General features: G+C 70.6%; 18 protein-coding genes and 1 riboswitch. Of the genes, 9 read left to right on the top strand and 9 right to left on the bottom strand.

All coding sequences use genetic code 11. The features are described 5' to 3' along the window. Positions 1–193 precede the first annotated feature (193 nt). Both bldD and Pmi06nite_RS01145 read left to right on the top strand, forming a co-directional pair. Positions 194–688: a transcriptional regulator BldD gene (gene bldD, locus Pmi06nite_RS01140; protein WP_203880615.1), complete on the top strand. Its 495-nt coding sequence runs from the start codon at positions 194–196 to the stop codon at positions 686–688. Between the two features lie 201 nt (positions 689–889). After that, positions 890–2,134 (top strand): arginine deiminase, encoded by a 1,245-nt coding sequence (locus Pmi06nite_RS01145; RefSeq protein WP_203950872.1) that lies wholly within the window; start codon positions 890–892, stop codon positions 2,132–2,134. 113 nt (positions 2,135–2,247) lie between these two features. Here Pmi06nite_RS01145 and Pmi06nite_RS01150 read toward each other — a convergent pair whose 3' ends face one another. Both Pmi06nite_RS01150 and Pmi06nite_RS01155 read right to left on the bottom strand, forming a co-directional pair. Then, positions 2,248–2,682, bottom strand: a complete 435-nt coding sequence (locus tag Pmi06nite_RS01150; protein WP_203950873.1) for an SAV_6107 family HEPN domain-containing protein — start codon at positions 2,680–2,682, stop codon at positions 2,248–2,250. A 461-nt stretch (positions 2,683–3,143) separates the two neighbouring features. After that, positions 3,144–3,995: a L,D-transpeptidase family protein gene (locus Pmi06nite_RS01155; protein WP_203950874.1), complete on the bottom strand. Its 852-nt coding sequence runs from the start codon at positions 3,993–3,995 to the stop codon at positions 3,144–3,146. Between the two features lie 129 nt (positions 3,996–4,124). Here Pmi06nite_RS01155 and Pmi06nite_RS01160 point away from each other — a divergent pair, with 129 nt between their 5' ends. Next, entirely contained in the window at positions 4,125–4,601 is a 477-nt protein-coding gene (locus Pmi06nite_RS01160; protein WP_239113440.1) for a YbaK/EbsC family protein, read from the top strand. Positions 4,602–4,704: 103 nt separating this feature from the next. Continuing rightward, positions 4,705–5,256 carry a GNAT family N-acetyltransferase gene (locus tag Pmi06nite_RS01165; RefSeq protein WP_239113443.1) on the top strand — a complete coding sequence of 184 codons (552 nt, stop codon included), beginning with the start codon at positions 4,705–4,707 and terminating at the stop codon, positions 5,254–5,256. A gap of 9 nt (positions 5,257–5,265) precedes the next feature. Here Pmi06nite_RS01165 and metF read toward each other — a convergent pair whose 3' ends face one another. Then, entirely contained in the window at positions 5,266–6,195 is a 930-nt protein-coding gene (metF, locus tag Pmi06nite_RS01170) for a methylenetetrahydrofolate reductase [NAD(P)H] (RefSeq protein WP_203950875.1), read from the bottom strand. Between the two features lie 146 nt (positions 6,196–6,341). Between metF and Pmi06nite_RS01175 the strand changes: the two genes are divergently transcribed. Next, positions 6,342–7,409: a polyprenyl synthetase family protein gene (locus Pmi06nite_RS01175; protein WP_203950876.1), complete on the top strand. Its 1,068-nt coding sequence runs from the start codon at positions 6,342–6,344 to the stop codon at positions 7,407–7,409. Positions 7,410–7,444: 35 nt separating this feature from the next. Here the strand turns inward: Pmi06nite_RS01175 and thiE are convergent, their stop codons facing one another. From thiE to Pmi06nite_RS01190, 3 genes are read right to left on the bottom strand one after another with little or no spacing between them, the layout of a single operon-like run. After that, the gene (thiE, locus tag Pmi06nite_RS01180; RefSeq protein WP_203950877.1) at positions 7,445–8,098 is read right to left on the bottom strand and encodes a thiamine phosphate synthase; all 654 of its coding nucleotides are present in this window, start codon (positions 8,096–8,098) and stop codon (positions 7,445–7,447) included. A gap of 28 nt (positions 8,099–8,126) precedes the next feature. Next, the gene (locus Pmi06nite_RS01185; protein WP_203950878.1) at positions 8,127–8,501 is read right to left on the bottom strand and encodes an Rv2175c family DNA-binding protein; all 375 of its coding nucleotides are present in this window, start codon (positions 8,499–8,501) and stop codon (positions 8,127–8,129) included. Between the two features lie 43 nt (positions 8,502–8,544). Beyond that, a complete protein-coding gene (locus Pmi06nite_RS01190; RefSeq protein ID WP_203950879.1) occupies positions 8,545–9,723 on the bottom strand; it encodes an NAD(P)/FAD-dependent oxidoreductase in 1,179 nt (392 codons plus the stop codon). Positions 9,724–9,851: 128 nt separating this feature from the next. After that, a riboswitch (TPP riboswitch) is annotated at positions 9,852–9,963 on the top strand. Between Pmi06nite_RS01190 and thiO the strand changes: the two genes are divergently transcribed. From thiO to pknB, 4 genes are all read left to right on the top strand, one after another. Next, positions 9,952–11,199 carry a glycine oxidase ThiO gene (gene thiO / locus Pmi06nite_RS01195; protein WP_308442476.1) on the top strand — a complete coding sequence of 416 codons (1,248 nt, stop codon included), beginning with the start codon at positions 9,952–9,954 and terminating at the stop codon, positions 11,197–11,199. It overlaps the preceding riboswitch by 12 nt. Continuing rightward, positions 11,196–11,396 (top strand): sulfur carrier protein ThiS, encoded by a 201-nt coding sequence (gene thiS / locus Pmi06nite_RS01200; RefSeq protein WP_203950880.1) that lies wholly within the window; start codon positions 11,196–11,198, stop codon positions 11,394–11,396. The genes thiO and thiS overlap by 4 nt, the downstream gene beginning before the upstream one ends. A 20-nt stretch (positions 11,397–11,416) precedes the next feature. After that, positions 11,417–12,178 carry a thiazole synthase gene (locus tag Pmi06nite_RS01205; RefSeq protein WP_203951014.1) on the top strand — a complete coding sequence of 254 codons (762 nt, stop codon included), beginning with the start codon at positions 11,417–11,419 and terminating at the stop codon, positions 12,176–12,178. 165 nt (positions 12,179–12,343) lie between these two features. Continuing rightward, positions 12,344–14,287: a Stk1 family PASTA domain-containing Ser/Thr kinase gene (gene pknB / locus Pmi06nite_RS01210; RefSeq protein WP_203950881.1), complete on the top strand. Its 1,944-nt coding sequence runs from the start codon at positions 12,344–12,346 to the stop codon at positions 14,285–14,287. 96 nt (positions 14,288–14,383) lie between these two features. Here the strand turns inward: pknB and alc are convergent, their stop codons facing one another. Genes alc through Pmi06nite_RS01225 form a run of 3 tightly spaced genes read right to left on the bottom strand, consistent with a single transcriptional unit; the run spans position 14,384 to position 18,088 of the window. Then, positions 14,384–15,358, bottom strand: a complete 975-nt coding sequence (gene alc / locus Pmi06nite_RS01215; protein WP_203950882.1) for an allantoicase — start codon at positions 15,356–15,358, stop codon at positions 14,384–14,386. A 1-nt stretch (position 15,359) separates the two neighbouring features. Continuing rightward, on the bottom strand, positions 15,360–16,727 hold the full coding sequence (allB, locus tag Pmi06nite_RS01220) for an allantoinase AllB (RefSeq protein WP_203950883.1): 1,368 nt from the start codon (positions 16,725–16,727) through the stop codon (positions 15,360–15,362). Beyond that, positions 16,724–18,088, bottom strand: a complete 1,365-nt coding sequence (locus tag Pmi06nite_RS01225; protein WP_239113444.1) for an 8-oxoguanine deaminase — start codon at positions 18,086–18,088, stop codon at positions 16,724–16,726. The genes allB and Pmi06nite_RS01225 overlap by 4 nt, the downstream gene beginning before the upstream one ends. Positions 18,089–18,170: the final 82 nt, after the last annotated feature.

Here is an 18,170-nt window from a genome sequence, read left to right on the forward strand (position 1 = left end):
CCAATCAGCTTGACCTTTGACAGTGACGGCTTTACCGTCACTGTCCGTAACCACAACTCGCGACCTTCCTGGGTAAAACCCGACGCAATGGTCACCGATGGTGCCTGACTCAGTGCAACCCCGGTGTTCGGAACGCTCGGACCGAGGAAGCAGAATCAAGTGAGAACAGACATAGAAAGCCGGGGGCCATCCAATGCCGTCTGACTACGCCAAGTCCCTGGGCGCACGACTCCGCGCCATCCGCACCCAACAGGGCCTGTCCCTGCACGGGGTCGAGGAGAAGTCGCGCGGCCGGTGGAAGGCCGTCGTCGTGGGTTCCTACGAGCGTGGCGACCGTGCGGTGACGGTGCAGAAGCTTGCCGAGCTTGCCGACTTCTACGGGGTCCCGGTTTCCGAGTTGCTCCCCGGAGGGGCCGCGCCCAGCCCGCTCGCACCCGCGCCGAAGCTTGTCATCGACCTGGAGCGGCTCTCGCAGCTGCCCAAGGAGAAGGCCGGGCCGCTGGCCCGATACGCCGCGACCATCCAGAGCCAGCGTGGTGACTACAACGGCAAGGTGCTGTCGATCCGCCAGGAGGATCTGCGCTCGCTCGCCGTCATCTACGACAAGTCGCCGGTCGAGCTGACCGAGGAGTTCATCAGCTGGGGCGTGCTCGACGCGGAGGCCCGGCGCGCCGTCGAGTCCTTCTGATCCGGCCACGTCGTCTCCCGTTCGGGGAGGCGGCCCGTCCGGGTTCGTCACGCGAAGTCGATCGTCCGGGCCGTCTCGGTCCCGGACGCGACGGGCTCTCCTGCGCTTGGCGTAGTCGCAGGTGACACCGTCCGTCGCACAGGAACATCCCTGCACCTCCTGTTGCGGAGACTCTCCTGGTGGACGAGGATGTGAAGGGATATGACCTTTCATGTCGGCTCGGAGGTCGGGAAGCTCCGCCAGGTCCTGGTGCACATCCCCGAGCTCGCGCTGAAGCGGCTCACCCCCTCCAACAAGGACGATCTGCTCTTCGACGACGTGCTCTGGGTGCAGCGCGCACTGGAGGAGCACCACGAGTGGCGTGAGGCCCTCGCGGCCCGCGGCGTCCGGGTCCATCTGCTCGGCGACCTCATCGAGGAGACCGTCGCCGTTCCCGAGGCCAGGAAGCACGTCCTCGACGGCACCGTCGACGAGCGCTGGTTCGGCCCCCTCGCCGCCGACGCGATCAGGAACACGCTCGACGGCCTCGACGCGGCCACGCTCGCGCCGTTCCTGACCGGCGGGATCACCAAGCGCGAGATCATGGAGCAGGGCTGCGACCCCAAGTCGATCGCCTTCCACACCCTGAAAGCCGACGACTTCGTCCTGCCTCCGCTGCCCAATCACATGTTCACCCGCGACACCTCGTGCTGGGTGTACGACGGGGTGTCCATCAACGCCATGCGGAAGAAGGCGCGCAGGCGGGAGACGGTGAACTACGAGGCCGTCTACCGGTGGCATCCGACGTTCGCCTCCGGCTACGACCGGCCGGAAGAGGGCGGCTTCCACGTCTGGTATCACGGCACCCGGGCCGCCCCCGCGACCATCGAGGGCGGCGACGTCCTGGTGCTCGGCCGCGGCGTCGTGCTGGTCGGGATGAGCGAGCGCACGCAGCCCCAGGCGGTCGAGATGCTGGCCACGAACCTGTTCGCCGCCGGCTCCGCGACGAGGATCGTGGCGCTGGACATGCCGAAGGCCAGGGCCTTCATGCATCTCGACACGGTGATGACCAACGTGGACGTGGGCGTGTTCACCAAGTACGCCGGACTCGGCATGCTCCCGTCGTACACGATCGAGCCGGGCGACAACGAGAAGGAGCTCAAGGTCACCGATCATGCTCCTGAGGAGATGCACCGGGCCATCGCACGGGCGCTCGACCTGGACGACATCAAGATCCTGACCCCGTCGCAGGATGTGCGCTCCGCCGAGCGGGAGCAGTGGGACGACGGGTGCAACGTGCTGGCGCTGGAGCCCGGCGTCGTCATGGCCTATGAGCGCAACACCACGACCAACAACTACCTGCGCAGGAACGGGATCGAGGTCATCACGATCCGGGGCAGCGAACTCGGCCGCGGACGGGGCGGCCCTCGCTGCATGAGCTGTCCGCTGGAACGCGACGCCGTCTGAGCCGCTGGACCTGAGCCCTCGGACCCTGTCGCGACATCGTGTGAGCGCCTGAGCCCTCAGGTCCTGCTGCGACGCTGTGCGAGCGCCTGAGCTCTCGGGTCCTGCTGCGACTCCTAGCCGGCCATCGGCAGGGCCGACTGGCCGGGAACCCCCAGGATCGCCTCGACCTCGCCGACGAATCTGTCGGCCTCGGCGATGAGCTCCTCCGCATCCCTGGGCGTCACGACCCGGACCAGGCCGGCCTCGGCCGCCGCCCGCTTGGTGGCACTGACCGCGAAGAACGCGGCCCAGTCCGCGAGCTTGGGCTCCGCCTCCGGCAGCAGTTCCCAGGCGCTGCGCAGCCGCCGCTTGCGCCCGTCCATCGGCCGGGGCCGAGCCGCGAGGATGGCCGCGGCCGCTCGCAGGGCCGCGAGGTGAGCCGAGACGTACCTGTCGGCGGGCGTGCGCCCCATGGTGGCATCCGCCAGGCACGTCCTGGCGTCACCGAGATGCGCCAGGACGGTCTGCGAGACCCTGGGCCCGCTCCGCTCTTCGATCTGTCCAGTCATGCCCGCCTCCTCGAGTCGTGGCAGCCGACGGTGATCGTCGGTGAGATCACAGTTACAGATCCCACCGACAATTCCGCCGAGGTCAGCAATCTCCGACGACGACATGGAATTCCCGAGCACCGCCGGCACTCCCGAGGCCGGCCGGACGAGGAGCTTCCCCTCTCCCCGTCCGGCCCACGCCGCGGGCCGTGCCGTGTTCGTCTCCGCCGACGACGATGGCACGGGTCCAACGGGGTGGGCGCGAGCCGCGAGTCTCACGCCCACTACATCGAACATAGATTCGACACCAGCGCGTGTCAAGGATGAGAGCGAACAAGTATTCGATTCCCGTCGGCCGGGCGGGTCCCCCCCCCGGCCGCCCTCCCGCAACGGCGAAGGCCCCGCGCGAGATGTTCGCGCGAGGCCTCAGACCTGCTGTGCCGCCCTCCCGGCCCACCCCCCGGCGTGGGACCGGGACGCTCTCAGCGGACGAACTTGCCGCGGACGTGGACGGGCACGCCCTTACCGAGCAGACCGGGCAGGATCTGCGCGACCGGCATGGGGAGCCGGACGCAACCGTGGGACGCGGGGTACAGCGGAACCGACGTCGCGCCATGCAGCGCGATGCCGCCGTTGAAGAAGATCGGGTTGTACAGCGATCCCAGATAGGACGTGTGCCAGCCCTTCACGCGCCACGTCGTCTTGTAGTTGCCCGTGGGCGTCCTGGCGTTCCCGGAGAACTTCTGCCGCTTGCCGTTCCACACCACCCACTCGGTGTACGGGATCCCGCTGCCGGACGAGATGTGCGAGATCAGCTTCCGCTTGCCCCCGCGGTACAGCACCATGATCTGCTTGGTGAGGTTGATCTCGACCCTGGTCGGCTTGCCCTTGGGGACCAGGACCTTGGGCGCCTTCGGCTTCTCCAGCGCGTTCCACGTCTTCGACGCCACCGTGCTGGTCGGCTTGATGCCCTGGACCTTCTGGAAGGCCCAGACGGCGGCGCGCGTGCCCGAGCCGTAGACGCCGTCGACCTTCCCCGGGACGTAGCCGAGCTGCTTGAGCCTCGTCTGCAGCGTCTTGACCGCAGCGCCCTTCGCACCGTACTTGAGCGTCTTCGACGGCGCCGTGAAGGCCGGCGCCGACGTCACCATGCTCTCCTGGAGAGCCGTTCCCAGCTGCGAGGCGCTCGTCGCCCCCACGGTCGCCACCTGTGCGGCGGTGATCCGCGTCGTGCCCGTCCGCGCCTGTGCGGCCTCGGACAGACCACTCGCCATCAGCGTCACGGCCCCCACCGTGACCAGCGCGGCGGCGGCCAACTTCCGTCGTCCCCCCATCGCGTCCAACCTCTCGTTTAGGCCAAATTGGATCAAGGGATCCTGTGGGTATGGTGGGCCCGTCCCATCGCGGGATCAAGTCGCGACAACGGATCGCTTATGCCCACTCACCGTGTTTAGAGTGTCCGGGTGCCAGAAAAGTTGCATCCCAACGCCGTCCGGGTGGCCGAAGCCCTCCGCTCACACGGCATCGAGAGCGAGATCGTGGTCCTCACGGACAGCGCGCCGACGGCCGCGACGGCGGCGGCCCAGCTCGGCTGTGAGATCGGGGCGATCGCGAACAGCCTGATCTTCAACGCGGACGACGCTCCCCTGCTCGTGCTCACCAGCGGGGCCCACCGGGTGAACACCGACCTGGTCGCCGGCCTCGTGGGTGCGCGGAAGGTGCGGCGGGCCACCCCGGAGTTCGTCCGGGAGCACACCGGCCAGCCGATCGGCGGCGTCGCCCCCGTCGGGCATCCGGCGCCGGTCCGAACCCTGGTCGACACCTGGCTCGACGAGCACGAGACCGTCTGGGCCGCGGCGGGTCATCCGCACACGGTCTTCGCCACGACGTACGGCGAGCTCCTGAAGATCACCGGAGGCACGGCCGCAGAGGTCGGGTGAGGCCCGGGTGGACGGCACGGACGGTCCGTGAGAACCCGGGAAAGGTCCGCCGGCGGCTTCCCGTCGGCGGGCGGGGCACGCGGTCTTTGCTAGGGTCCGGAAAGTGATCCAACTGCGACGCGTCGGGCCCGACCGGTTCATCGCGGCACTCGACACGGTGCTGACGATCTACGCCGCGGCCATGCGCCCGCCGCCGGATCAGCTCCCCGGCCGCCTCGCCATCATGCGCAACCACGCGACCTATCCCGACTTCGTGTGCATGCTCGCCGAGGCGCCGGAGATCGTCGGGTTCGCCTACGGCTTTCACGGCACTCCCGGGCAGTGGTGGCACGACGTCGTCCGCCGCGCCCTGCGGGACCGGGCGGGCGCCCCGATCGCGGAGAACTGGTTCGGGGACGCCCTGGAGATCGCGGAGGTCCACGTCCACCCCGACCACCAGGGCAAGGGCATCGGCCGCCAGATGCTCCACGGGCTCTGTGAGGGCCGGCGCGAGCGCACGGCCGTGCTGTCCACCCACGACGCGCCGACGGCCGCCCGCCACCTCTACCGTGACATCGGCTTCGTCGATCTCATGACGGAGTTCGTCTTCCCCGGCGGCTACGAGGACTACGCCATCGCCGGCACGGCCCTGCCGCTGTCTCCGCCGGTGGGGTGACCCCGCAGCTCAGCGGCGCACGGTCGCGGTGGCAGGGGCCAGCGCCTCGAACACCTCGCGCGTGGCGCTGGACCGGTTGAAGGTGATGAAGTGGATGCCGGGCGCGCCCTCGTCGAGGAGGGTCCGGCACAGCTCGGCGGCGTGCTCGATGCCCAGCCGGCGCACCGCCGCGGGATCGTCGGCGACCGCCTCGAACCGCGCGGCCACCTCCGGCGGGAACGGCGCACCCGACAACTGCTCCGAGCGCGCGATGGTGCTCATCTGGGTGACGGGCATGATGCCCGGGATGATCGGCGTGTCGCAGCCCCTGGCCGCGACCCGGTCGCGCAGGCGCAGGTAGTCGTCGGCCTTGAAGAACATCTGCGTGATCGCGTAGTCCGCTCCGGCGCGGCACTTCTGGACGAAGAACTCGGTGTCGGACTCGATCGTGGCCGACCGCGGATGCTTGTAGGGGAAGGCCGCGACCCCGACGCAGAACTCGCCCGCCTGACGGATCAGCCGGACCAGGTCCTCGGCGTACTGCACGCCCTCGGGGTGCTTGATCCACTCACTCAGGGGGTCGGCTCCGCGCGGGTCGCCCCGCACGGCGAGGATGTTGCGGACGCCGGCGTCGGCGAACCGGCCGACCAGGTGCCGCAGCTCGCGGATCGAGTGATCGACCGCCGTGAAGTGGGCGACCGGGGTGAGCGTCGTCTCGTGCGCGAGGCGCTCGACGATGTCCACCGTGCGGTCACGGGTGGATCCCCCGGCGCCGTAGGTCACCGAGACGAACGTGGGACGCAACGCCTCCAGCTCACGGATCGCCCGCCACAGCTGGCGCTCACCCTCATCGGTCTTCGGCGGGAGGAACTCGAACGAGAACGATCGTTCGCCCGCGGCCAGCAGCTCGCGAACCGTCGGAACTCGTTCAGGAAGCCGTGACGGAAGACCGAGAGCCATGGCCCCAACGTTACACGTCGAGTCAACCGGGGCAGACGCTCTCACCCCGCCCAGCGGGCACAGACGGTGCGAGACTAATCACAAAACAGGGGCAACAGGGGTATCTCCAGATAGGACGTTGGATCAACCGCGGTTACCCTCAAAGCATGACCGCTTCCGCCGCTCCGTTCGACCTCATTCGCCCGGAGGTGGACCGATCTCTCCGCATGTTCGTCGACCGGCAGCGTCCTCTGTTCACCGACCCTCAGCTGGCCGTCCTGCTGAGCACGGCGGAGGATTTCCTCGCGGGCGGGAAGCGATTGCGGCCGGCCTTCTGCTACTGGGGCTGGCGTGCCGCCGGAGGCGGGGACGACCCCGCGCTCCACGCCGCCGCCGCCTCGCTCGAACTCCTGCAGGCGAGCGCGCTCATCCACGACGACGTGATGGACTCCAGCGACGTCCGCCGCGGCATGCCGGCCGTTCATCGCAAGTTCGAGCAGATGCACAGGCAGGCCGGCTGGTACGGGTCCGCGGAGCAGTTCGGGGAGGGCGCCGCCGTCCTGCTGGGCAACCTGCTCCTCATCTGGGCCGGCGAGATGTGGCGCAACAGCGGTCTGGGGCCGGAGGCGCTCGCCGCGGCGCAGCCGGTCCATGAGCACATGCTGACCGAGCTCATGTCGGGGCAGTACCTCGACCTGCTGGAGCAGGCCCAGGGAGAGAGCACCCTCGACGGGGCGCTGCGCGTCGCCCTCTACAAGAGCGGCAAGTACTCCGTCGAGCAGCCGCTCCGGCTGGGCCTCGTGCTCGCGGCCCGGGCCCAGCACCCGTGGATCGACAAGCTCTGCGTCCAGTACGGCCAGCAGGTCGGCATCGCGTTCCAGCTCCGCGACGACATCCTCGGCGTCTTCGGCGATCCTGCGGAGACCGGGAAGCCCGCGGGAGACGACCTGCGCGAGGGCAAGCGGACCATCCTCATCGCGCGGACCCTCTCGGTGGCGTCGCCCGCTCAGGCGGAGATCGTGCGCACCCTGCTCGGGGATCCCCTGCTGGACGCGGACGGGGTCGAGCGGCTCCGCTCCGTGATCCTGGACACCGGCGCGCTGTCGGCGTGCGAGGAGATGATCAAGCGGTTCCTCGACGACGCCCTGCACGCGCTGGAGCAGGCCCCCATCGACGAGAGCGCGCGTGCGGCCCTCGCCGCGCTCGCCGTGGCGGCCACGTCCCGGCGGACCTGAGCACGAACCGGAGCGCGCCGAGAAGCTTCGCGTGGTCAGAGCGGAATCGAGGCGAGCCGCGCCCGCAGCGCGGCCGCGGCCTCCCGGGGGTCGTCGGCCTCGGTGATCGCCCTCACGACGACGGCGCGGCGCACGCCGTAGGACATGACCTCGTCGATGGTGTCGAGCCCGATCCCTCCGATGCCGAACCACGGCCGGCCGGCACCGAGATCGGCGGCGTGCTTGAGCAGGGCGGGGCCGGGCGCGTGCCGTCCGGGCTTGGTCGGGGTCGGCCAGATGGGGCCGCAGCAGAAGTAGTCGACGCCGGGCTGCACCGCCGCGGCCGAGGCCTCGTCCGCCGAGTGCGTGGACCGGCCGATCAGGATGCCGGACCCGAGGATCTCCCGCGCGAGCGCGACGGGCAGGTCGTCCTGGCCCAGGTGAAGGATGTCCGGGCGGGCCGCGTGGGCGATGTCCGCCCGGTCGTTCACCGCCAGGAGCGCCCCATGCCTGTCGCAGGCAGCACGGAAGACCTCGAGCAGTTCGAGCTCTTCACGCGCCTCCAGGCCCTTGTCCCGCAACTGGACGATGTCCACTCCGCCCGCCAGGGCCGCGTCGAGGAAGTCCTCGAGATCGCCGCGGTCCTTCCTGGCGTCGGTGCAGAGATAGAGCCTGGCATGCGCGAGTCGCTCTCGCCGGGTGTCGGTCACCCGACCACAATGCCACGGGCCGCCGGGATCAGAATCCCAGTGCCTGGGCCCTCCGCTTGACCTCGGTGTGCCGTCCCGCGAGGACCGCGTCGATCGGCGAACCGGGAAGTGACGGGTCCGGTGTGAACAGCCACCGGATCGCCTCCACGTCGCCGTAGCCCGCGTCGGACAGCACGGTCAGCGTGCCGGGAAGCCCCTTGAGGACATCCCCGTCCGCGATGAACACGGCCGGGATGTGCGGCTCACCGCCGCCCCTGCGGGCGCCGACGAGCTTCTTGTCCTTCAGCAGCTGCTTGGCTCGTCCGATGGACAGCCTCAGCCTCTCCGCGACCTCGGAAAGGGGGAGCCACTCCCCCACCAGTCGGTCGGTCTCCACGTCGATCTGCGCAACAGTAAGCGTCACGAAACCACCATTACCACAGCCGACCTTCCAGGAAACACCTCGATTACGCCATAATACAGTCGCGGAGAGTCACTGCCGGATCGATCAACCGGGTGACGTCGAGCCGCTGGCCGCCCTCGACTACGCGGCGCCCCTGCACGAGGTCCCGCGGCCGGTCGACGGTGAGGATGGCTGCCAGCCGATCTTCGGCGGCGAGCCAGCATACCGCCCATTTCTCGTCCACGAGGGGATCCCCCCGCAGCAGCAGGCGCTCCGCCGTCCCCCGGTGCCCGGCGAACTGCACCATGTGGCCGAACTGCTCCGACCAGAAATACGGAACCGGGTCGTAGACCGCGACCTCGCCGAGCAGCGTCGCCGCCGCGGTGTCGGGGGCGCCGAGAGCCGTGTCCCAGTGCTCGACCCGCATACGGCGTCCGAACCTGCGCGACCACCAGTTGGCGCAGTCGCCGACGGCGACCACGTTGGCGAGCGACGTCCGCAGGTGCTCGTCGACGACCACGCCGTCCTCGACGGCCACGGCGGAGCCCTTCAGCCAGTCGACGGCGGGGCGCACGCCGACACAGGTGAGGATGACGTCCGCCTCGATCCTGGCGCCCGACATCAGGGTCACCCCGTCCGGGTCCACGCTGCCGACCATCGCGCCCAGCCACAACTCGACGCCCGCCTTGCCGTACCAGGGGATCGTGTGACCACCGGCGACGGCGCCCAGCGCGGCGGACAGCGGCGCCTCACCCGCCTCGATCACGGTGACCACGCAGCCGGCCTTGGCGGCGGCGGTCGCGACCTCGGCGCCGATCCAGCCCGCGCCGATCACCACGATCCTGGCGCCCGGGACGAGATGCGCCCGCAGGGCCAGTGCGTCGTCGATGGTGCGCAGGACGTGCTGACACCCCTCGCCCCGCAGCCGTACGGGCGAGGCGCCTGTGGCGATGACGAGGCCGTCGTAGTCGAGCTCGCCCTCCGTGGTCTCCACCACTCCGTCACGCAGGCCCTTGGCGGCGATGCCCAGGCACAGCCGGACGTCGAGGGCCTCGAGATCGGAGTCGACGACCGTGGAGTCGGTCTGGCCGAGCAGCACCGCCTTGGACAGCGGCGGCCTGTCATAGGGGCGATGCGGTTCCTCGCCGACCAGCGTGATCCGCCCAGCGAACCCGTGGGCACGCAGCGCCTCGACACTTCGCACGCCGGCGAGACCGGCCCCCACAACCACGACGTGATCCACGACCTGACCATAGATTGCCGACACGGCCACCCGCCAATGGAGAGTGGATAACGAATTGACTAAGTACTGCGCACAATGCGTAATGACTGCCTTGTGCGCATCCCTCCCGATCAGGGCTAGGCTAGGGGCGTAAGACGCGCGGGAGCCCGGCAGGCCGGGCTGAGAGGAGAGCGTGAGGCTCTCGACCGCAATCGACCTGATCCGGGTAATGCCGGCGAAGGGAGCGCAGTGCCTGATCTGCGACGAACCGCCGCCGAGCCCGGTCCCTCCGTCGTCCCGGACGGCTTGTCTGACGGTTCCCCGTATTACGACGTCGCCGTCGTCGGCGCCGGCGTGGCGGGCCTGTCCGTCGCCTGGCGTACGGCACGGCGGGGGTTGTCCGTCGTCGTCGTCGACCCGAGCCCGGGGAGCGGCGCCACCCACGCCTCCGCCGGGATGCTCGCGCCCGTCAGCGAGGTGACCTACACCGAGCAGCCGCTGCTGCGCCTGGGCCTGGCATCCCTCGCCATGTGGCCCGCGTTCCGCGACGACCTCGAAGGCGAGAGCGGCGAGGACCTCGACTACCGGACCGACGGCACCCTCGACGTGGCCTACGGCACCGACGACATGGCCTACCTGGACGACCTCGCGTCGTTCGAGGAGTCCCTCGGCCTCCGGGTCGAGCGCCTGACCGGGCGGGGCTGCCGCGCCCTGGAGCCGATGCTCTCGCCCTCGGTGCGAGGGGGCCTGCTCGCCCGGGACGACGCCTGGGTCAACCCGCGCCGGGTGGTCTCCGCGCTGCTGGCCGCGCTGGCCAAGGCCGGGGGCACGGTCGTCACGGAGCAGGCCGGCGGTCTCGCCTTCGACGGCGACCGCGTCGTCGGCGTACGGCTGGCATCCGGCCAGGTCATCGGAGCCACGAGCGTCGTCGTCGCGGCCGGCCCGTGGTCGCCCTCTCTCGTGCCCGGCCTGCCGATCCGGCCGATCAAGGGCCAGATCCTGCGGCTGCGCGGCCCCGAGGGCTTCCTCACGCGCTGCGTGCGAGGGCTGGTCCACGGCGCTCCGGCCTACCTCGTCCCGCGGGGCGACGGGGAGATCACTCTCGGCGCGACGATGGAGGAGATGGGCTTCGACGGGAGGGTCACCGCGGGCGGGGTCTACGAACTGCTCCGCGACGCCCGCGAACTGGTGCCCGGCGTCACGGAGCTGGAGTTGTCCGAGACGACCGTCGGCTTCCGCCCGGGAACCCCCGACAATCTGCCCCTCATCGGCCCGCTGCGGGGGACGGGATCACGCGGGCCTGGCGAGCCGGCAGCGTCGGCCGGGCCTGCCGCACCGCGATCGCCCCGGCCGCCGGACCTGCTGGCCGCGACCGGGCACCACCGGGCGGGCGTCCTGCTCGCCCCGATCACCGCCGACGCCATCGCGGCGTTCCTCACCGGGGATCCGGTCCCGCAGGTGGTGGAGTCGTGCGATCCAGGGAGATTCAGCCGATGAAGATAACGATCAATGGGGGCGCCGTCGAACTGCCGGGCGGGGCGACGGTGGGCGAGGCCGTACGGACCCTGACGCCGATGACGTCCGGCGTCGCGGTGGCGGTGAACGGCGAGGTCGTGAGCAGGAGCGCGTGGGAGTCGACGCCGCTGTCGGAGAGCGATCTGGTCGAGGTGCTCACGGCGGTGCAGGGAGGATGAGCGTGGAAGCGGAAGTGGGCATGGACGACGTGCTGGCCCTGGGCGGGGAGAAGTTCGCCTCCCGGCTGATCATGGGGACCGGCGGCGCCCCCTCGCTCGACGTCCTCGAGGAGGCGTTGGAGGAGTCGGGCACCGAGATCACCACGGTGGCGATGCGCCGGCTCGACCCGGCGGCGCGGGGGTCGGTGCTCGACGTGCTGCGCAGGAAGGGCATCAAGGTGCTGCCCAACACGGCGGGATGCTTCACCGCCGGGGAGGCCGTCCTCACCGCGCGGCTGGCCAGGGAGGCCCTGGAGACGAACTGGGTCAAGCTCGAGGTCATCGCCGACGAGCGGACCCTGCTGCCCGACCCCATCGAGACCTTCGACGCGGCAGAACGGCTGGTCGCGGACGGGTTCGTCGTGCTCCCCTACATCGGCGACGACCCGGCGCTGGCCCGCAGGCTGGAGCAGGCCGGGTGCGCCGCGGTGATGCCGCTCGGCGCCCCGATCGGCTCGGGGCTCGGCATCCGCAACCCGCACAACATCGAGCTGATCGTGGAGTCCGCCGGAGTCCCGGTGATCCTCGACGCGGGCATCGGCACGGCGAGCGACGCCGCGCTGGCGATGGAACTCGGCTGCGACGCCGTGCTTCTCGCGAGCGCCGTGACCAGGGCACAACGGCCCGGCCTGATGGCCGCCGCCATGCGTCACGCCGTCACGGCCGGGCGGGCGGCCCGCATCGCGGGACGCATCCCCATGCGGCGGTACGCGGAGGCGTCGTCGCCCTCTCGGACGGCCTGAACCCGGCCGGCGTGCCTCCGGCCCATCACCAGGGGTCAAGGCCGCCGTAAATTACGGTTATCGCAGCAAGTGACCTTTCCATCGGCGTCGAATTGACGGCGGAAAAGGTCTCAGTTTGGGATTCCCGAGCCCGGCGAGTGGCAAATCACCCTTAAACTCGGGCGCGTGGACACGACGCTAACCGACCCGATCGTGGGGCATGTGCTCGACGGGCGCTACCGCGTCGAGTCCCGGATCGCCCGGGGTGGAATGGCCTCCGTCTATCTTGCTCTGGACGTCCGGCTCGATCGTACGGTCGCCGTCAAGGTGATGCACCACACGCTTGCCGAGGACCCCCAGTTCGTGCGGCGGTTCATCGGCGAGGCCAGGTCCGTGGCCAGCCTCAGCCACCCCAACATCGTGCAGGTCTTCGACCAGGGCACCGACGGCAAGCACGTCTATCTCTCGATGGAGTACGTGCCCGGCCGGACGCTGCGCGACGTCCTGCGCAAGCGAGGCCGCCTACCCGCGCGCGAAGCGCTGGAGATCGTCATCCCGGTGCTGGCCGCGCTCGGCGCGGCCCACCAGGCCGGCCTCGTCCACCGGGACGTCAAGCCGGAGAACGTCCTGCTCACCGACGACGGCCGCGTGAAGGTCGTCGACTTCGGCCTTGCGCGCGCCGTCGAGGCGACGAACCAGACCAAGACCGGCATCATGATCGGCACGATCGGCTACATGTCGCCCGAGCAGGTCACGGCCGGTCTCGCGGACTCCCGCAGCGACGTCTACGCCGTCGGCATCATGTTGTTCGAGTTGCTGACCGGGCGGCAGCCGTACGAGGGCGACACACCGATGTCGGTCGCCTACCGGCACGTCCACGACAGCGTCCCCGTCCCGTCCGCCGTCGTCGGCGACATCGCGCCGCAACTCGACGCCCTGGTCGCGGCGGCCACCGATCGCGATCCCGCCAGGCGTCCCTCCGACGCCACGGCGATGCTGGTCGCCGCCGTCGAGGTGCACCGCGTTCTGCCCAAGACGCCCAAGGCGGGTCAGCACGCCGCTCCCGTCTCCCTCTCCACGGCGGCCATGCCGGCCGAGCCGTACAGCACGGGGCAGTACCTCGCCCCCGGGCACCACACGCCGGCACCGCCCAACCACACGATGATCCAGCCGCGGACCGATCTGATGACCGCGCCGCCGGACGGTCCCCGCCGCAACGTGCTGAAGAGGCGGTCGACCTGGTTCATCGCCGGCCTCGCCCTGCTGATGGTCGCCGGCGTGGCGCTCACCGGCTGGTGGTTCTCGCAGGGGCGCTACACGAAGGTGCCCGACCTGCTCAACCAGAACATCACGGTCGCCAAGCATGCGGCCGAGCAGCAGGGCTTCGTCGTCACGGTCGGGAAGGCGCGCTTCGACGACCACGTGGAAAAGGACCTGGTGCTCGAGTCCGACCCCGTGGCCGGGACCGAGGTGGACAAGGGCGCACGGATCACGCTCATCCCGTCGGCCGGCCCGGAGACCGTGCCGGTGCCGAAGGTCCAGGGTCTCAGCGAGGCGGACGCCCGCGAGGCGATCGGGCAGGCCGGCCTGAACGTCGGGCGCGTGAGCAAGACCGCGAGCGACACCGTGGCCCGCGGCCTCATCGTCAAGACGAGCCCCGACGTGGGTAAGCGCGTCAGGAAGAACTCGACCGTCAACCTCGTGGTCAGCGCGGGCCTGCTCATGCCGGACGTCACGCAGATGATGCGCGACCAGGCCGAGCAGTTCCTCCGCGAGAAGGGCTTCAACGTCCAGATCGACGAGACCGCGGACGACACCGCGCCGGGGACCGTCATCGCCCAGGATCCGGCGGGCGGCTCGGAGACCGTGGCCGGAGCGAACGTCCGCCTGACAGTCTCCCGAGGCCCCGATCAGGGCTTCCACTGGCCGTGGGAGAACAACGGCGACCAGCAGGCCAACCTGGTCAACGTGCCTGATGTGCGGTTCAAGAACGTGCAGGACGCCCAGAACGAGCTGAAGGCGGCGGGCTTCAAGGTGAAGACCCGCAACCTCGTCGGCACCCAGCGGGTGGTGGGCGAGCAGCCTCTCGGTCAGCAACCGGCCGGCACCACGATCATGATCTGGCACTGACACCCTGTCCCGCGGTCCTGCCCCTGGCCCTGCTCCGAAGTCGGCGTCGGTTTCGGCTTCGGCTTCGGTGAGGCGCCAGGGCGGACCGCGGCCAGGTCAGGGGGCGAGCGAGCCGAGCAGGCGGAGTCGTCCGAGGCCGCCGTCGGGGTAGATGTCGAGCCGGGCGTGGGTCATCCTGCGGTCGCTGTCGAGGCGGAAGCGATGCCGGGTGTCCGGCTGCAGCCGCGTCCGGGCAAGCAGCGGGAACCACGCCTCCCCGTCGTCCAGCGCCGCCTCCCCCGCGTCGATCCCGCTGAGCGAGGCCCAGCCGGGCGCGTTGAAGACGAGGTTCGTCGTGTCGAGTTCGGCCACGGCCACGGTGCCTGCGCCCGCGAGCGCCACGACCAGCCAGTCGTTGCCGCCGTCCCTGCGCCGGGCGGTCTCCCATCCCTCGGCCTGGTTCCTGGACAGTCCCGGCGCGATGACGTTGTTGGGCGAGGAGTAGAACTCGTCGGAGCAGGCGATCACGAGACCCCCGTTCTCCAGTGCCGCGAGATCAACGGTGAGCCCACTCAGGAACGTGGGGTCGGGCACGACCTCCCCGTGCACGCGCAGCCTGGCCACGCCCCCGTCGGGGAAGATGTTCAACCGCACATGGGTGAAACGGCGCGGGTCCGCGACCTCGAACAGGTGGGCGGTGTCGCCCTTGAGCGCGCTCGTCGGCACGATCTCCACCCAGTCGGCCCGCTCGGCGAGCTCCCCCGGCGTGGACAGGCCGTCCACGGTGCACGCCTCGGCGGACGCGTGGGGCGGGTAGTTGCCCTTGAACCAGGCGGTGTCGATCACGATCCCCCTGATCACACCGGGGAGGCCGAGCCGGACGATCGCCCAGTCGTGCCCCGGCTCACGGCGCCTCCTGGTCTCCCAGCCGTCGTAAAGCTGGCCCTTCGCTCCGAACGTGTGCGGCTGGAACGACGGCGGGCCCGGCCGGATGAGCGCCTCACGCTCCGCGAACGACTCGTCGTTGGCGGCGACGACGGCCCCGCCGTACGTCCGAAGGGCAAGATCGGGCAAGCGGGTGAAGTCCGTCATCTCATCTCCCTGGGGTCAGGAACCTTCCGGTCGGCGTGACGTAGTCGACCGGCACACCGCGTGACCATGTGGTCCGCACGACGCCCGTCAGCGTCCTGCCGTCGTAGGGCGAGACCGGGTTGCGATGGTGCAGCGCCGCCACGTCGACCGTGAACTCGGCCGCCGGGTCGAACGCCACCAGGTCGGCGTCCGCGCCGACCCGCAGGTCTCCCTTGTACGGCAGGCCGGCCAGCGCCGCGGGCCCCCGGGCCATCCATCTGACGACGTCGGGCAGGCCGTACCCCCGGGAGAGGGCGGCGGTCCACACGACGGGCAGTCCGAGCTGGAGCGAGGAGACGCCACCCCACGCCGCGGCGAAGTCGGGCACCTTGAGATCGGGCGTCGACGGCGAGTGGTCGGAGACGATCCCCATCAGCACGCCGTCCGCGAGTGCCTGCCAGAGGGCGTCGCGGTTGGCGGCCTCCCTGACGGGCGGGCAACACTTGTACGCCGGTCCCGTGACCTCCTCGGCGGTCAGGCAGAGGTAGTGGGGACACGTCTCGGCACTGATCCGCACGCCGTCCCGCTGAGCCTGGCGCAGCGGCTCGATGCAGGCGGCGGCCGAGACGTGCACGATGTGGGCGCGTGCTCCCGTCTCCGCGGCGAGCTCGATGACCTGCTCGACGGCTCTCCGCTCGGCGTCCGGAGTACGAGACCTCAAGAAGTCCGGATATGTCGGGCCGGTCGGTTCGGTCAGCGCGGCGGGATCCTCCGCGTGTGCGATGAGCAGCCCGTCGAACGACGCCAGCTCCACGAGCGCGGTCCTGAGGCCGTCGCGATCGAGCGCGGGGAACTCGTCGACACCTGAGGGAGACAGGAAACACTTGACGCCGAAGACGCCGGCCTCGTGCAACGGCCGCAGATCCGCCACGTTGCCGGGCACGGCCCCGCCCCAGAAGCCGACGTCGACGTGACACTGCCCCCGGGCCGCCTTCCGCTTGACCTCCAGGGAGGCGACGTCGACCGTGGGCGGCAGCGAGTTGAGCGGCATGTCGACGATCGTCGTCACGCCTCCGGCGGCGGCCGCCCTGGTGGCCGAGGCGAACCCCTCCCAGTGCGTACGCCCGGGCTCGTTGACGTGGACGTGCGTGTCCACCAGACCGGGCAGCAACGCGAGGTCGCCGAGGCCGACGGTCTCCCGCGCGGGCGGCGGCTCGTCATAGGGGCGGAGGGCCGCGATCCTGCCCGCTCGTACGGCCACCGCCAGCGGGCGCTCCCCCTCGGGGGTGACGGCCCGGCGCGACCGGACGACCAGGTCGTACGGCTCGTCCGCGGCCCTGGCATCCGGAACGTGCTCGGCGGCGTCCGGGGCGCGCTCGGCGGCGCTCACTCGGCGGCCGCCAGCAGCCGGCGGTGGGCCCGTGCCCCCGCCTGCGCGGCCTCGGCGTCGGAGACCGTCCGCAGCTCGCCGTCCTCGACCACCGTCCGGCCGCCCACCAGGAGCCTGGCCAGGGGCGGGGTCTGACCGTACGCGAACGCCACGACGGGATCGTCGATCGCCGCGTGGTAGCCGCCGAGCCGCCACAGGGCGATGTCGGCCAGTTTGCCCGGCTCCAGGGAGCCGATCTCCTTCTCACGGCCGAGGCACCTGGCCCCGCCGATGGTGGCCAGTTCGAGTGCCTGGCGGGCGGTCAGCGCGCGCGGGCCGTACCGGGCGCGCTGCATGAGCATCGCCATCCGCACCTCGCCCGCGAGCGGGGTCATCTCGCTGGAGGCCGCGCCGTCGACGCCGAGGCCGACCGGGGCGCCCTCGCGGAGCAGGTCGGAGATGCGGGCGATGCCCGCGCCGAGGCGTCCGTTGGACGAGGGACAGTGGGCCGTGCCCGTGCCGGTCTGGGCGAAACGTCGGATGTCGGCGTCGGTCAGATGGACGCAGTGGGCGAGCCACACGTCCGGGCCGAGCCAGTTGAGCTGCTCGAGGTACTCGACCGGGAGCATGCCGAACTGCGCTCTGCAGTGCTCGTCCTCGTCCGCGGTCTCCGCGATGTGGGTGTGCAGGCGGACGCCGTACGAGCGGGCGAGCTCCGCGGACCTGAGCATCAGTTCGCCGGTCACCGAGAACGGCGAGCAGGGCGCGACGGCGACGCGGAGCATCGAGCCGAACGACGGATCATGATATTTGCGGATGGCGTCCTCGGTCGCCTGGAGAACCTCGTCGGCCCCCTCGACGAGGTCGTCCGGCGGCAGCCCGCCCTGGGACTGGCCGCGGTCCATCGAGCCGCGGCACGGATGGAACCGCACGCCCACCTGCCGGGCCGCCTCGATCTCGGCGTCGAACAGGTCGCCGCGCCCCTTGGGGAAGACGTAGTGGTGGTCGGTCGACGTCGTGCAGCCCGACCTGGCCAGCCAGGCCAGCCCGGCCGTCGCCGCTCCCGACACCACCTCGGCGTCCATCCGTCCCCACAACCGGTAGCTGGCGACCAGCCACTCGAACAGCGTCCCGTCGGGCGTGATGCCCTGCGAGGCCCACTGGTAGAGGTGGTGGTGGGTGTTGACGAACCCCGGGGTCGCCAGGCAGCCGGATCCGTCGACGCGCTGCGCGCCCTCGGGTACGGCTGGCGCCGCGCCCGGGCCGACGGCCGTGATCCGGTCGTCCTCGATCACGATGTGGCCGGAGGAGATCTCCTGCCCGACGATCGGGACGATGTGGGCGTTCTCGATGACGACTCGCCGTATTGCATGATCACGCACAGGAAACTCGCAGGTCAGAGTGGTCGGCAGCGAAGGTGCGCATGATCACGCTCGGAGAACGGGCAGGCCGGAGGGGTGTTCT

The organism is Planotetraspora mira (assembly GCF_016863275.1).
GTDB classification, from domain to species: Bacteria; Actinomycetota; Actinomycetes; order Streptosporangiales; family Streptosporangiaceae; genus Planotetraspora; species Planotetraspora mira.

Bases quoted from the DNA above. Each gene is read 5' to 3' on its own strand.
- Pmi06nite_RS01150 (WP_203950873.1), bottom strand. From the start codon at position 2,682: ATGACTGGACAGATCGAAGAGCGGAGCGGGCCCAGGGTCTCGCAGACC.
- Pmi06nite_RS01205 (WP_203951014.1), top strand. From the start codon at position 11,417: ATGGACGACGTGCTGGCCCTGGGCGGGGAGAAGTTCGCCTCCCGGCTG.
- Pmi06nite_RS01155 (WP_203950874.1), bottom strand. From the start codon at position 3,995: ATGGGGGGACGACGGAAGTTGGCCGCCGCCGCGCTGGTCACGGTGGGG.
- bldD (WP_203880615.1), top strand. From the start codon at position 194: ATGCCGTCTGACTACGCCAAGTCCCTGGGCGCACGACTCCGCGCCATC.
- thiS (WP_203950880.1), top strand. From the start codon at position 11,196: ATGAAGATAACGATCAATGGGGGCGCCGTCGAACTGCCGGGCGGGGCG.
- metF (WP_203950875.1), bottom strand. From the start codon at position 6,195: ATGGCTCTCGGTCTTCCGTCACGGCTTCCTGAACGAGTTCCGACGGTT.
- Pmi06nite_RS01175 (WP_203950876.1), top strand. From the start codon at position 6,342: ATGACCGCTTCCGCCGCTCCGTTCGACCTCATTCGCCCGGAGGTGGAC.
- alc (WP_203950882.1), bottom strand. From the start codon at position 15,358: ATGACGGACTTCACCCGCTTGCCCGATCTTGCCCTTCGGACGTACGGC.
- Pmi06nite_RS01145 (WP_203950872.1), top strand. From the start codon at position 890: ATGACCTTTCATGTCGGCTCGGAGGTCGGGAAGCTCCGCCAGGTCCTG.